Consider the following 14,920-nt stretch of genomic DNA (forward strand, 5'->3'; position numbering starts at 1 on the left):
GTACCCTTGCCGAATTGCAAGGGTACTTTCTTTTTTTACTATCACTGAAAAAATTCTCTATATAACAAAGTGAATTGTGCAACAGTGTCAGATAAGATTTGGAGCAATTGAGAAAACGGTATTTTTCGCTTGTACAAAGGCATAGTGAAGAGGAAGCTAATAAGGGTTGAATGTAAATAATAAATTTTACTCTTTATATTTTATGTGTTGATGTGATCTACTAGTAGTAGAGGAAATATTAATCGGATATTTTGTAAGCGCTTTCTAAAATAGTTTTAAAAAGATGAGAAAAAGGGGATTATAGGCAGAATGGTAGGTTATAAGAGTGAAAAAATCATCAAGTCGCAGGTACAGTCAAAGAAAGCAAGAGTTGATAAAAAAGAGAGGAGCGAAAAATTGGAGTTTCAGGGAAGAACAATTTTGCATGGGAATAGCAGAAGAACTTAGATCAGGCGAGTTGGGCAAGAACTTATCTGATGAAGAATTGGTAGAGATGCTGGCATTATTACTAATGTCTTGCAAAAACTCAATAGTTCGAGTACAGGATAAAAGGAAAAAAACTTATTACGAGAAACCTCATCAATTCACAGACAAGTATTCAATGATAAGTGAAATTATTCACAAGAAAGAATTTCTCGAGAGCTGGATATACCATTATAAAAAATATAAGGAGAAGAGTATGAGATTAGAATATCGCCCTATATTGTGGAGAATTAATAGTAACAATGGATATTTGCTTGAAAATATAGAGGCTCAGGCATATGGGGAGAATACTGCTCAAAGAATGATTGAGCGGCGCTCTCAGCCTTGTATTGCTTTGGTAGTTAGTAAAGTAGACTCAACAGCGATCTTGATTGAAAGTCCAAGCGCGACTAATGCAGTTGCCAGAATCAATGAAGTAGTGGAGCTTTGTTTAACAAGGAGCAACTTACAAGGCAAATTATTACTCTTAATCTGCTTTTATAGCTGAATATAATTGAAGCGCTGGCCAGCTTTCAATAAATTGCTCCTGCTTATTTCGACTAATTATTTTTTGATTTTATGATTAAAAAATGGAGGTAAAGTAATGAAAAGGATGCTTAAAGTGCTTAACTTATCTATCATTTTGTCACTTGTATTTGTTTTTAATCCATTAAGTGAAACTGCTTTAGCTCAAATGCCTTATGACATGGATTTAGAGGAAGCCATCGATAATATTCGTACCGACGAACTTGACATTATAGTGCTAGGTCAAAATAATGATTTGGGATTAAATTACAATTTGGAAATTGAACTTCAAAGCGAAGAGCAATTTCAACGTGAAAAAAAAATCAATCTCAATCCAATTCATTCAATTGAGGAAATAAATTCAACAAAAAAAATATAAAAGCCTATGGATCGGAAAAGAATATCATAATGAGCTATTAAATAAAAATTGGGCTGCAAAACTTGATAAACTATTAGACAAAGGATTTTCAATTTACTTTTTAGATTTGGATGATGTAAATGTTTTACATTCGATATTTACAGATGAAAAATCTTATGAGACAGTCTCTGATGACAATCAATTTTATCCAACTGTCAACTTTGTTACTAAAAATAAAGATAATGAATATTTCTTTGGTGTAATTTGGACTGAAAAGGAAAAATTAAAAGAAGGAAATTATCAAGAGGATTTGAATCAAGTTATAGTCGCCAGTGCATGGAACAGAAAAAATGACAAAAATTATACGAGACAGCCTAAGGCTGATCAAAACATTGCGCATGCCAATGGCAATGACTTTTCTATTGGTAACTCCTGGAAAAATGTGCGTTCATGGCAGCAGAACACTTATTGGACAGATTTTGGTTCTTTAGTTGAATGGAGGGCAGGATACTATTTAACTAATCCTAGTGACAATAAGAACTATTATGCCGTAGCTATTGAATCAGGCATGTCACCTAAAAACAATTGTCAAGTAATTCTACCAGGTAACGATGATAGCTATTGTGCATCTGATAGATTAACTTATTGGTCCCAAGCAAATGCTTATAACCAACAGAATCTATTGAAATCCTATGCACCAAAATCAACTCCTTCATCAAATACAGTCTCTTTTAGTATAGGTGGAAATTATAGTAAATCAAGTGGAGCATCAGGTAGTATCGGTGCAAGTTATTCAGTATCAAGAAGTGATTTGGACATACTAGATCAAAGTAACCTAATGCAGCAAAAAGCGGAAATACAATTTAATTACAAATATTTCCTTGGTTTAGAAGCATCAAAATATGCAAAAGGGACCTCATGGCAAAACTTAGCTATTATTTATCAAGGAGTAGATAATGCAACATATTGTAATTTTCAAATAGGTAAAAAAGCTTCCTTTTATAAACGTTCAGGTATACAATATAAAAATGCTGAACAAACAGGAATGTTGGATATAAATAAATCATAAAGGACGTATATGAGAAAGAAAATTTGGATATTAGGGTTGTTGTGTCTGTTAATAGTTTCATTTACAGGATGTTCAAAAGAAGTGATAAAGCTAGATCAATCCAAGTTAAATCAATATTCAATTAGTTATATTGGAGAAGATCAAGCACTCGTTGAGCATCTGGCTGGCAAAGGGGCACGAATATCCATTAATAATGATGTTATGGATATTCAGCCGTACGACATTATTATTATCGATAACAGTATGGTTAAACGTTTAGATGCAGAACTAATCAAACAGGCAGTATTGAAAAATAAGTTTGTGTTTTTTGACCAGGCGAATAATACGCAAGACATTGACAGAATTTTCCTTGGACAGTCATCATACGAGGTCAATAAGGAAAGTGACCAGAATAGTATTATTCAACTTAAACGTACTCTAGATAATCAATATATGTTAAACGGTTCTGTATATAAGATTGATGAATTTAGATACGAAAGACTCCTGGATGTTATTTTCAAAATAATAGACGCATCATAATTTTAGAATCGGTCTCTCTGCTGTTATTCAAAATTTAGATTAATTTTATTAATTGGCCTATCTGTACATAATTTGTGCAGATGGGCCTTTTACTGTTCGTAGTTTATACATGTTCAATTTTATTAACATCTTTAGTTTAATGCATTCATTGAGGAAAAAGATGGATGCTGAGAACAACTCATTTCAGGTATAATTGACAAAGGGATTTACTATTCTATAAATTTCGCAGATTTTCCCTACGATTTTGGCAGGATAAGCTGCCGGAAATGAAGAAATGTATATATTTTCATATTCCGATGAAGGAGATTTTGAATCGATGCCCATTGATCAGCAGACGCTTAGGTCGACTGTTCCTTTTTTTGAAGATATTTCACCGGATTTTCTGGAGCGGATTGTACCGTTCATGTACGAGAGGACATTCAAGAAAAATTCAATCATTTTTATTGAAGGCGACGAAGGGGAAGAAATTTATTTTATCCGTTCCGGCTCGGTGAACATATACAGCTTCGACGGCTCCAAAAAAGTGATCTTGGCGGTGCTGCAAAAAGGCGACTATTTTGGAGAAATGGCGGTTATCCGTCCCGGTCTTGTCCGCTCAGCCACAGCGGAGACAGCATCGCCTACGAAGCTGTTTACGCTTCGAAGGACAGATTTTGAAAAGCTGATCGAGCAGCATCCATGGCTGGCCCTCCAACTGCTGGAGTACTCGCTGGAGCGGCTCAGACGGACTAATCAGCAGGTATATGACCTGACTTTCCTTAATGTAAAGACCCGCATTATGAAGCGGCTGCTCAGACTTTCGCAGGAATATGGGGTTTCAGAAGCTGAGGGCATTCGCATTGATGCCAAGCTGACGCATCAGCAAATTGCCGAGATGGTAGGTGCAGCACGCGAGACTGTCACCAAGGTATTGCAGGAGCTTCAGGAAGAGGGTCATATTCTGATTCGCAACAAATGGATTACGCTTCCTGACCGTGAACGGATGGAAAAGCTGCTTCAGGAAGAAATTTAGGGCTCTGGCAGCATAGAGATATGCCGAAGGTTGCAGAAAAAAACAAAAATTTGTTGACAAGGTGTTCACATTCTCTTTAGAATAAGTTTGAAATTAATAATAACTTTCTCTTTTCGTATAATTCCGGGAATCGGCCCGGAAGTCTCTACGAGGTCACCGTAATGATCTGGCTACGAAAAGCGGGACTGGCATGCCAGGGCATCTTGCCCCAGGTATACTTTTCCTGTCTTACGCGGAACCTAGGAGAGCGGAGCGATAATATCGCTGCTTTTTTAGGTTATTTTTGTTTGTCTCGTATTTGCCTGCAAGGCGGTAGGGTTCAGACAAGGCCGTGTAACGTAGCTTGCCCCTTGAAGGGCAAGCTGGAAGTTGAAAGAAGGTAGCGCGAAAGGCAGATTTGCCTTCGTATTGCTTTTTTTCTTTGCGCATATGCATTGCCCAAGGCTTCTATTACAGAGACGGGCCTTGTATTTGCGCGTGCTTGCACACAAATTTTGGGAGGGGTATGGAAACAATGAATCGTTTCTTCCGGTTACAGGAGAACGGCACCAATGTCAGAACGGAGATTATGGCGGGTCTGACGACATTTATGACGATGGCTTATATTTTGGCCGTCAATCCGAGTATTTTGAGCCCGACAGGACTGAGCTGGGACTCCGTGTTTTTGGCTACGGCACTGGCAGCAGGCATATTCACTATCTTGATGGGATTGTTCGTAAACTTCCCGGTGGCTTTGGCGCCAGGAATGGGTTTGAATGCTTATTTTGCGGCAACTATTCTTGCTTCACAAGCGACCGGAACGCCGATTTCTCCGGCAATGGGACTTACGGCTGTATTTATTTCAGGTATTATATTCATTATCCTGACAGTGACCCAGATTCGCCAAATGCTGCTGGTTGCTGTACCAGACAGCATCAAACATGCAATTACAGTAGGTATCGGTCTTTTCATTACGATTATCGGACTTAAAAACAGCGGCCTGCTGACCGTTTCGGTTGAGACGCTTAATGATATTCCAAAGGGCACATACACCGGCCTGCTCGGCTTCGAGTCTGTCATTCATATGGGAGATGTGCATAATCAGGGAGTCCTGCTGACCGTCATTGGAATTCTGCTGATTGCAGTTATGATGGTGCTTCGCATCCCGGGAGCGATTTTGTTCGGTATTTTGCTGACGACGGTTATTGCGATCCTGATCGGCAATGTAAATGTCGGCGACACATTGAGTGGCAAAACGTGGGTTCCGAATTTTGGAGAACTCAACTTCTGGCACTTTGACTTTGCAGGCGTATTCGAAGTTGGTCTGATTACAGTTATTCTGACCTTTACTTTCGTAGAGCTGTTCGATACATTCGGTACGCTGGTTGGTACGGCTACACGCGCAGGCTTTATGAAGGATAAAGAAAAAGGCCGCAAAAAAGTCGGTAAAGCAATGATGGTTGACGCGATCGGCGTCAGCGGCGGTGCGATGCTGGGAACAAGTACTGTAACGGCGTTCGTTGAAAGCTCCTCGGGTATTGCCCAAGGCGGACGGACAGGCCTTACAGCAGTAACTACAGGCATCTGCTTCTTGCTCTCGATCTTCCTTTCACCTCTCGTTGCTTTGGTTCCGGGATCTGCAACAAGCGCAGCTTTGATCATCGTAGGGGTGCTCATGATGCAATCCGTGAAGGATATTGATTTCTCCGACATGGTTTACGCAGTTCCGGCGTTCCTGACAATTGCGATGATGCCATTTACGTACAACATTGCCAACGGTATTTCCTTCGGTATCGTGTTCTACGTCATTCTGGCGACAGTAGCGAACCTGTCCGGCAAAGGCAAAGAGAAATACAACGTTCACTGGCTGATGTGGCTGCTCGCGATTCTGATCGTCGCACGTTACGTGTTCATGGCAGGACATTAATAGTCCGGTTGTTTAATAGGGTTCAATCTTAAAATCAAGGTATCTCCGCGAAGTTTTCATCCGGAGGTACCTTTTTATTTGGCTATATATAGCGCATGCATGGATTTTAATTAGGCACGTTTAGAACTTTCGTACGATACTCCTTCCTGAATAATCCAAGTATGATAAAGAATATTGCCGGAATGACAAGACAGAGAGCAGGGAGATACGACGATGAAAACTGAACTTATGGAGCAGGAACTGAAACGGTTAGTGAAAAAAGACGAACTGGACGAGCAGATGTTTGATCTGCTGCTCCGGGATAGCGAGACCAGCATGAAGCTGCATCTGGAGCAGGAGGAGGATTACTCCCGTCTGGGCAACAGCCGGATTGCCGGTTATCCTGATCTGCCGCCATCCATAGCATGGCCTTGTACAGAGGATGATGAGCACTATACCTTTTTGGCGCAAATCAATTTAGGCGAGATGCCGTTTTCTCCGGTTGAAGGGATGCCCAATGAGGGAATGCTGTATTTTTTCCTGGGGCTGGATGAGCCTGCTTATGATATTGAGCATCAAGTCTACTATTATAATGGAGACATGAGCTTGCTCAAAAAAACACTGCCCCCAGAGGGCAAAGTGGAAGTTGTGGAAGAACGGAGAGGATTTGTCCCGTACCGTGTCCAACTGCTGCCACAGCTAAATGTCATCTCTGATAGTGAAGCATACGAGACCTTATTGGATGAATATAGTGACAGTCTGGCTTATGCGACACTCTGTGACGGCAGTGATGCTATTTGGGGACAACATCAGTCATTCGCCGGAGATACGCCTATGGATGCCTATTTATGCCGCAACGGGATGAAAGACCTGCTGTTCAATACGTATAAAACAGTGGAGCGGGTCAGGGAAGAGGCGAAACAAGCTATGGAACGGGGAAGCGAAACATACAGTGAACACCTGATTTCCGATGTTTTGCCTCAGCTTGAGCAATTCCTGGCCAGGAAAGAGGAGCATGAGCAGGCGTCAAAAAACTGGCATGTGCTTTTCTCCCTTTCTTCATTGGATGAAGTGGGCATGTGCTGGTGGGATGCCGGATATTTGGAGTTTTATATGGATAAAGAAGATTTAAAACAATTGAATTTCTCAAATACCTACGTCAATTTGGCTACAAGCTGACCTGATCCGGAAGAAAAATATATCTTAAAACGAGTTAAGCGCGCAAGATGTGCCTGGCGATCCAAAATCGCCCTTCGCATCTTGTTTTTTTGCGTCTACTTTTTCAGGATATTATACAAATTTAAGTAAAATTGTCCGATAGAAACAGTAAGAGAGAAAAAATATCATTTATGGGTATTGTTCAGACCCGGAATTGGAGGCAGACATGGAGCATTGGGATACGAGAATGGTGCAGCTATCACGTGGTGCGAGGCCATCGGAATCAGGTGATCTGGCAAAAGATAAAAAGCTTCCCAACCTGGAGCAGCAATTCCTGGAGGTTGGCGGTGAGACGCTGACGTTTGTCACGCAAGAGCTCATGGACAGGCGGCTTTCAATGAAGCTGCCGAGAAACTTTCAGGAAATGAGCGAAGAGATGGCGAGGATCAAATATCCTTCCGACCGCCGGCCGCAGCTTATTTTCACCAATGAGACGGGAACGGTCAATTTGGCCTTTACCCATACTGCAAGTCCCGTAGAGAAGGCAGAGGTCGGGCAGTTCACGGAAGTGATGACGGCCTCGCTGCGTAAAGCCCAAAAGCTTCGAAAATGGCATGGCAGCGGCATGCTGGATACAGATGAGACTACTGTTGGCTACTGTGAATTTGTCTCCCCCACGCTGGAGGAGGATATTTACAACCTGATGGGCTTCCTGTCAATGGAGGAACGGGCTTTGCTTTGTACGTTTAACTGTCTGGGGGACGACATGAAGGAATGGCAGCCCATGGCTCATGCGATGATGAGATCGATTCGGCTGGCTGAGGATGAGGAACAGTCCGGGTAAGCAATTGCGGGAAGCAGCCACAATAGGGAGGAATCTGAATGAGCGTGGTAAAGCTGGAGGGATTAACGTATCAGAATATCAAGGTCAGCCCGTTTGATCTGACCCATCTGCAGGAATTGAAGATTACCAGAAAGCTGAACGACCATGCGTATATGTCCTTTACCGGGATTGTGCCGGAGGAGGAGAAGGACCGTTACATTCTGATGTGCGACGAGGATACCCGGGTGGAAATCAGCCAGTTGGAGGAGGAAGGCGGCAGTGTGCCGCTGTTCTGCGGGTTGATTCGCCATATCGCCGTCAAGGCGGTGCACAGGGTGTATTATCTGGAGGTCGAGGCTGTATCTCCGACCTATGAGCTGGATGTGAAGAAACGCAGCCGTTCTTTCCAGGATACCAGCTTGAGTTATCAGGCCTTGCTGAATAAAGTTGCCAGCTCTTATCAAGGGATTGATATTTTGGATGAGGCGACGTCGGGGGCGGCAATCGGACGGTTTACGATGCAGTATCTGGAGACAGATTGGGAGTTTTTGAAAAGGCTCGCTTCGCGCCTGCGCACTGCGCTTATCCCGGCGGTTCAATTTCAGCGTCCAAAATTTTATTTCGGCCTGCCCGACGGCAATGGAGGCTCGGAGTTGAAATCATCTCATTACCGTGTGCTCAAGCGGCTGGAGCCTTATCGGTATACATCCCAGAATACACAGGCTGAAGTCACAGAAAATGACTACATTTATTATGAAGTGGAGTCTGTCCAGGTGCTGAATCTGGGGGATTCCGTCAAGTTCAAGGGCCATAATCTATATGTGTATGAGGCTGTTACGACGATGACGGCAGGAATTGTGAAGCATCTCTACACGCTCAGCTCGCGGGCAGGGCTGCGTCAAAACATTTTATACAACGAGCAAATTATCGGTGCTTCCCTTCAAGGGGAAGTCATTTCGCTACAAGGGGACCGGGTGAAGGTACGTTTGCATATTGACGAGGAGCAGTCCAAGTCGGGAGCCTATGCTTTTCCTTATGCTTCGGTTTATACGGCAGAGGGCAACAGCGGCTGGTATTGTATGCCGGAGGTTGGAGACCAGATTCGCGTGTATTTTCCCAGCTTCAAGGAGGAAGAAGGCATCGCCAGCAGCTCGGTACGGCAAAACTCCGATGAAGGCGAATCGAACAAGGTCAGCAATCCGGATCATAAAGTTTTCCGTACGCCTACGGGCAAGGAATTGAAAATGACCCCTGAAGAGCTTGTGATTACAGGCAAGGACGGGGAGATATATATTCGTCTTAGTGAAGCAGGCGGCATCGAAATTGCCAGCAGTCTTCCTATCAGATTGATCGCCAAGGAAGACATTGTGATGAATGCGGATCAGAAGATTGTTCTGTCGGCAAAAGAGCAGATTAGTCTTGTCTGTAAGGACAGCAGCATTACGATGGATGGGGCAACGAACCTGTTGGGGACAGAATTGAAAACGAATTAGACACCGGGCATATCTCATGCTCACATTAAAAGGAGGCTGGCAGATGGACCGGGAGGATAAAAGAAGCCGCGCCTTGGCGGACTTCCGGGAGCGGATTGTGCTGCCAAGACGGAAGGAACGGCTGCTGCTGCTGGAAGAGCTGTATCAGAGCCGCAGAGAGACATTGGCAGAGCAGTTCCTGCAGGGACTTGGGAAGTGGTGTGCTGATATAGGTGAATTACAGGCACGTGGGGATAAGGGCCGGATCGGCACGATCGCCTATGGACTGTTGCGTACGCAGCTTTTGGAAGGGCGGCTGGTCTATATGGCTGAAGCGGCAGACAGCGGCTGGTTTATGGATGCTTCCCCGGTTCATGATTACTATGATGCAAGCTGGGCGCTGGCTCCTTGGACAGGATGGCTGGACGAACTGGAGCAAGGCCGCAGGGAATATCAAGGCCTTCTTACCGCATTGGATGCGGAAAAGGAGTGGCTGCTTGGGGCTGCAAACATCCAACCGTATATAACCGCTCTTATCCGTTATGCGATGCCCGTTGCGTCAGAGCTGGAAGCCGTGCAGAGCTTGGAAAAGGAAGACCTCTTTGAGGTCAGAGTGGGCGAATTCCGGGATTTCAGCGAAGTGGTGTACCGGGTGGATCGCAGACAGCAGGATGAAGCAGCTGTCCGGGCCCGGCTGGAGAAGCAGCAGGCAGGTGAAGACAGCGGCGCTTACGGGCATTTTTACAGGATAAATTTGTCCAGTGGTGACTACGGCGGTCAGGATTTCCGTTTTGCACGTTTTGACGCTAGTGACCTGTCCGGGGCTGTATTAGAAGGAAGTATACTTGCCGGAAGCCTGTGGGAAAATTCTTCACTCGAAGAGGCGGATCTGTCTGAGAGCTGGTTAAGCGGTGCCAGTTTTGAAGCATGCAATCTGCGGAATGCAGACCTGCAGTTGGCGGCAGGAATGCCTGGGATAGCTGTAGCAGCTGTTCCAGGCCAATCTGTATCCGAAAGCTCCGGAGATGCCAAAGCCGCCGCTGCACTGGACTATGCAGAACTTGGCCCAGGCTGGCAAGGGGTAAGTTTCGCCCGCTCGGATTTGTCTGGCGCGGATTTAAGTGCTGCTTTGCTCCCGGGCGCAAGTTTTGCCGGAGCCAATTTGTCGGGAGTAAAGTTTTGGGGTGCAAATTTGGAAGATGCGGATTTCCGTGGAGCAGTCTTGCAGGGGACAGACTTTTTTGGCGCGTTGCTTGAGGGAGCGCTGTGGGATGAGCATGTGAATGTCGACCAGCAGACAGAAGGTTCGGCGGATGGGATGAAGTCCATAAATGATGTACATGCGGGGGTGCGCAGACATTGATCGGGATGGAATATTTTCAGCTGGAGCTTGATCCCCGGATTCATGATGCTATGCGTCCAGTGGGACTTGGCAAGGTGCTGACACCGGAGCGGCTATCGGGGAGCAGGCAGGATGAACTCAAGGAGATGCGGCTGCAATTTGAGATCGAGGAACAAGGCAGTTTGACCTTTACCGATTTCATCGGGTATCCGGTGCCGCTATTGTCGGATGCACTCAAGCGGCTGATCAAAGTATATGATCCTTCGGTTCCTGCGTTCCAGATTGGACTCATTGACACCAAACGCCAAAAACAGGAACTGTATTGGCTGCTGCTTCCTCCAAAGGTTCGCTGTTTATCCGGGGATAGCCGCTATAGTGCGGATGGACGGCTGCAGGAAGCGGTATTGGATCAGGGGATGCTGGACGGGAGCCCGTTGATTCGAGTAGAGGGAGCCCCCGACAATTGGATGTATGTCCATCTTGGTCTTGCCGAGAGTATGCTGCGCAGGGATTTTTATGGAATCAAACTGAACAGGGCCAATATGAGCCAAAGAGCTTCGGGACTGTTGTGATTTATGGTGCCTGAGTCACTATCATGTACTAGACATGGAGGAGAGCTATAGTGATCTTGGAAAATGGCGTGGAAATTAATGAAAGCGGCGGCGAGGATGACAGCTATGTAGTGGCTGGGGCAATCCTGAGCTGCAGCTCAGGTACACAGCTGAATCGCCTGAAGCTGCCTTCCAGTCATGGAGTTTATGTAAAAGACAAGCCCCAGATGAACGTCAAAGACAGTGTATTGAATGTCAATGTTATGCCGTTTGGAAGATGTTTTTCCCCGATAAATCCGGCTGTGCAGGCAGGGGAAATGGATATTGAAGGAGTCATGAAGGCTCCTTGTGTACCGCTGTTGTCGTCCCAATGGACAGGAGGCAAAGAAAATGTACTGGTGGAAGGTGCTCCCGCCTTGGTCAACAAATGTACATTGATGTGCACCTTGGGAGGCTGTATCACCATTGAAGACGATGGCCAGGAATTGGGAGGAGTAAGCGTAGCTTCGCCTGCGGCAAATACAGGAGGAATATAGACATCATGATAGTCCACGGGGAGAAGGAGTGAAGGCGAGAAGGAGGAGAATATCAGGATGAGCAGTGTGATCGCTAAAGGAACGAATACGGCGGAATCTTTCGAAATCCGTCATTTGCGCCTTCAAGGCGGCTACACGATTCAGCGCTTGCTGGATGTGAAGCTGCACCGGGAGGCAGGCGAGCACGCAAGGCTGTGGATCCGCGGACTGCTGCCGGAGAACAGGCAGGAGGAAAGTGCCCGGTATACGACAGGGGAGCAGCCTATTGCGCTGGAGCAGTGGGATGATCAGGGGAAAAGGATTCGCATCCTCTTTCAAGGCATGGTCCAGAGCTTTAGTGTCCAAACGGTTCATGGCGTGAATTACGTGGAGATAGAGGCCGTATCGTATTCGGCACTGCTGGATATCGCCAAGCGGACACGTTCGTTCCAGCAGAATTCAGTTCCCGCTGTGCAGGTGCTGCGGCAGGTAATGTCCGCTTATACAGGCTGGGACCTGATTGACCAGTCGACAGGCGGAGCGAAGCTTGGCAAGCTGACCGTGCAGTACCAGGAGACGGACTGGGCATTTATGAAGCGGATTGCTTCCCGCCATGGCGCGAAGCTGATCGTCGAATCCGCAGCCGCTTCACCAAAGCTGTGGATTGGACTGCCCGAGGGCCAGGTCCATACCGTCACCCGGAATCTGCCGTATACGGTGAGCCGGGATATGGAGGCGCTGGCAAAGGCCAGGCAGCAAGAGAACGGCCGGAGCGTCTATGCGATGGATTACACGTGTTATGAGCTGGAAGCCGGGGATTGGTGGCAGCTTGGCGACAACGTACACTTTCAGGACAAGGAATTGACAGTCGCTGCTGCCACAACCGAACTGGCAAAGGGTCTGATTGTACACCGCTACCGCTTGCAGCCGGAGGGCGGCTTGCACGAGCTGGAGCAGCTCCATCCGGGACTGGTCGGGGCCTCACTAGATGGCAAGATTCTGGAGGTCAAGCAAAATCAGGTGCGGGTACACTTGAAGGCGGATGCGGAGCAGCCGACGGACAAAGCGAGCTGGATACCGTACTCGGCTGTCTATTCGTCCAAGAAGGGCGGCGGGTTCAATGTCATGCCGGAAAAGGGGGACGGCGTGCAGGTGTACTTCCCGAGTGCGAGGGAAGATGAAGCCATCGCCATGAGCTCCGTTCGTCAGGGAGGCGGCGCACCCTCCCCGAAGCTGTCGGACCCAAATACGAAATATTGGGGGACAAGCTTCGGGAAGGAAGTGAAGTTCGGCGCTTCGGAAATGAGCCTGACAGCAACCGAAGGGAAGCTGTACATTACGCTGGAGAACGGCGAAGGCATCCGGATGGAGAGCGATACCGGGATTGCCATGCGAAGCAAGCAGGATTTGGAGCTGACGGCGGAGAAGAAACTGATATTGGAACCGCAGGAAGGCTTGTACCTGCTCTGCGGGGAAAGCAGCATCGTCATGGACGGGAATACCGACATCCAGGGCAGTGTCGTAAGCGTTGAAGGCAGTACGAAGGCAGCGGTAGAGATCGAGGATCTGGAGCCGCAGCCGGAGGTGCCGCTGTTATCCGAGATCGAGATTCCCGAGCCGGAACCGGAGCCGCCAAAGAAGAAGGGCTTCTGGGAGAAGGCGCTGGATTGGACGCAGACCGCGCTGGATGTGGTCGGCATGGTTCCGGGTATCGGCACGATAGCCAACGTCGTCAATGCCGGAATCCATGTGGCGCGGGGCAATTACCTGGATGCAGGCATGTGTATGCTGGGTGCAATTCCATTTGCCGGAACTGTGGTCAAGGGAGCGAAGCTGATCGCAGGCGGTGCCAAGATGTTCAAGGCCGGGCAGAAGGCGACGCAGGCCGTGACCAAAGCGGTAGATGCGGTTAAGAAGGCGCGCGATGCGCTCAAAGCAGCGCAGAGTCCGATTCAGCGGTTAATGAGCGGTTCAACAGGCAAAGTGGTGACCAACGCCCGCAGCCTGACCAGCAACCTGAGCAATCTGGAGCAAGTGCAGCGGGTGCGCCAGATGATGGATGTAATGGCGGCGAAGTCGCCGAAGCTGATGCTAGGCTTGCAGGCGGGCAAAGAAGCGGCATGGGAGTATACCAAAGCCAAGAGCCGGGAGCGGCTGTTCGAGAGCGGCGGCATGCTGGAGTCAGTCGGCAACTGGATTGACGAGCATGGCGGAGACAACCTGCGCGCGGCGATGCTCCTGACGTCGCTGATGTCTGGTGGCAAGAGTAAGCGGGGCAGTGGCAGCAACCACTCTGGGAGTCTAGGGTTTGCTAATGTTGGCGGGAATGGTTCTTCTAATAAGAAGGGTTCTGCTGGGGATTCTTCCCCAGGAAGACAAGCTAGTCACGATGGGGCTCATACTCCAGCAACACAAGCTGCCTCTACTGGGAATTCTTCCGGGAAAGACAATTCAAATGATAAACCAAAGGCTGTAAATAGTGATTCAGGGCGTTCAAATCATTCCACAACGGATAATAATAGTATTGATCCTAACAAAAATAATCAGAGAAATAATAAGTCTGAGGGTACGCGTGAAGTTAGCTCTGGTAGGAGCAATTCAGACGAAATCTCAAAAGGAATTAAAAAGTTAGATGTAGAAATAGAAAGATTAAAAAGAGAAGGAAAAGATAAAGAAGTCAAAAGATTAACGCGAGAAAGAAATAAATTGGCCAACAAGTTGGATACAAAAGATGTTATTAGTGATCAATATGACTTGAAGGCTGCAAAGGAGTATGAAAGAAAAATCGATAATTCTAAACATTACTCTCATGATAAAGGTGAATTTGGGGAAGAAGTCACAAAAATCGTCGCTAGAGATAGTAATTTAGGTCAAGATGTTTCAGGTTTATTCCAAGTGGGGAGAAATGGTATAGACGCGGCTTTTCTATCGAAAGGGCCGCCGCCGAGGCTAACAATTATTGAATCGAAGGCATCAGATTCAGCTAGCTTTAGTTACTCGAAGAAACAGAAAGAGGGCGGAGATAAGTATTTCCAAGGCATGATAAACAGCAATGATTCTAGATATGCAGGCTTTGGAGATAAATTAGAGGAACTGATGGAGGAAAACCCCGGTCTAAAATTAAATTATATTAGAGTTGAGACAGATATCAAGATTACGAAGACTGGATTCGGTGTTGATGAGTTAAAGGTAAAAGAATGGGATAAGAAAATTCATTAATTCATAGGGA

Annotated in this window: 13 protein-coding genes and 1 riboswitch; all 13 genes read left to right on the plus strand. The window is 46.6% G+C overall.

The features are described from left to right. The first annotated feature begins 325 nt into the window (after positions 1-325). The 13 genes from H583_RS0110010 to H583_RS36055 all read left to right on the plus strand — a co-directional run bounded on the left by H583_RS0110010 (position 326) and on the right by H583_RS36055 (position 14,910). The gene (locus tag H583_RS0110010; RefSeq protein ID WP_154665852.1) at positions 326-970 is read left to right on the plus strand and encodes a hypothetical protein; all 645 of its coding nucleotides are present in this window, start codon (positions 326-328) and stop codon (positions 968-970) included. Positions 971-1,066: 96 nt separating this feature from the next. Beyond that, a complete protein-coding gene (locus H583_RS0110015; protein WP_028560348.1) occupies positions 1,067-1,366 on the plus strand; it encodes a hypothetical protein in 300 nt (99 codons plus the stop codon). A 106-nt stretch (positions 1,367-1,472) separates the two neighbouring features. Beyond that, on the plus strand, positions 1,473-2,414 hold the full coding sequence (locus H583_RS0110020) for a hypothetical protein (protein WP_028560349.1): 942 nt from the start codon (positions 1,473-1,475) through the stop codon (positions 2,412-2,414). Positions 2,415-2,495: 81 nt separating this feature from the next. Continuing rightward, complete coding sequence (locus H583_RS0110025) at positions 2,496-2,933, plus strand: hypothetical protein (RefSeq protein WP_028560350.1); 438 nt, start codon at positions 2,496-2,498, stop codon at positions 2,931-2,933. A gap of 316 nt (positions 2,934-3,249) precedes the next feature. Further along, positions 3,250-3,945: a Crp/Fnr family transcriptional regulator gene (locus H583_RS0110030; protein ID WP_028560351.1), complete on the plus strand. Its 696-nt coding sequence runs from the start codon at positions 3,250-3,252 to the stop codon at positions 3,943-3,945. 93 nt (positions 3,946-4,038) lie between these two features. After that, positions 4,039-4,138, plus strand: a riboswitch (purine riboswitch). A 321-nt stretch (positions 4,139-4,459) separates the two neighbouring features. Then, positions 4,460-5,851 carry an NCS2 family permease gene (locus H583_RS0110035; RefSeq protein WP_028560352.1) on the plus strand — a complete coding sequence of 464 codons (1,392 nt, stop codon included), beginning with the start codon at positions 4,460-4,462 and terminating at the stop codon, positions 5,849-5,851. A 213-nt stretch (positions 5,852-6,064) separates the two neighbouring features. Beyond that, positions 6,065-7,009 (plus strand): DUF1963 domain-containing protein, encoded by a 945-nt coding sequence (locus H583_RS0110040; RefSeq protein ID WP_028560353.1) that lies wholly within the window; start codon positions 6,065-6,067, stop codon positions 7,007-7,009. 205 nt (positions 7,010-7,214) lie between these two features. Next, on the plus strand, positions 7,215-7,832 hold the full coding sequence (locus H583_RS32460; RefSeq protein WP_051236259.1) for a hypothetical protein: 618 nt from the start codon (positions 7,215-7,217) through the stop codon (positions 7,830-7,832). A gap of 38 nt (positions 7,833-7,870) precedes the next feature. Continuing rightward, positions 7,871-9,304, plus strand: a complete 1,434-nt coding sequence (locus tag H583_RS0110050) for a contractile injection system protein, VgrG/Pvc8 family (protein ID WP_036709087.1) — start codon at positions 7,871-7,873, stop codon at positions 9,302-9,304. A 43-nt stretch (positions 9,305-9,347) separates the two neighbouring features. Then, positions 9,348-10,646, plus strand: a complete 1,299-nt coding sequence (locus H583_RS0110055; RefSeq protein WP_028560355.1) for a pentapeptide repeat-containing protein — start codon at positions 9,348-9,350, stop codon at positions 10,644-10,646. Further along, positions 10,643-11,197: a hypothetical protein gene (locus H583_RS0110060; protein ID WP_051236260.1), complete on the plus strand. Its 555-nt coding sequence runs from the start codon at positions 10,643-10,645 to the stop codon at positions 11,195-11,197. Before H583_RS0110055 ends, H583_RS0110060 begins: the two co-directional genes overlap by 4 nt. 56 nt (positions 11,198-11,253) lie before the next feature. Next, a complete protein-coding gene (locus H583_RS32465; RefSeq protein WP_081667088.1) occupies positions 11,254-11,712 on the plus strand; it encodes a DUF4280 domain-containing protein in 459 nt (152 codons plus the stop codon). A gap of 57 nt (positions 11,713-11,769) precedes the next feature. Then, positions 11,770-14,910 (plus strand): contractile injection system protein, VgrG/Pvc8 family, encoded by a 3,141-nt coding sequence (locus tag H583_RS36055; RefSeq protein ID WP_081667080.1) that lies wholly within the window; start codon positions 11,770-11,772, stop codon positions 14,908-14,910. Positions 14,911-14,920 lie beyond the last annotated feature (10 nt).

Origin of the sequence: Paenibacillus pinihumi DSM 23905 = JCM 16419, assembly GCF_000422505.1 — a bacterium.
Lineage (GTDB): Bacteria > Bacillota > Bacilli > Paenibacillales > Paenibacillaceae > Paenibacillus_D > Paenibacillus_D pinihumi.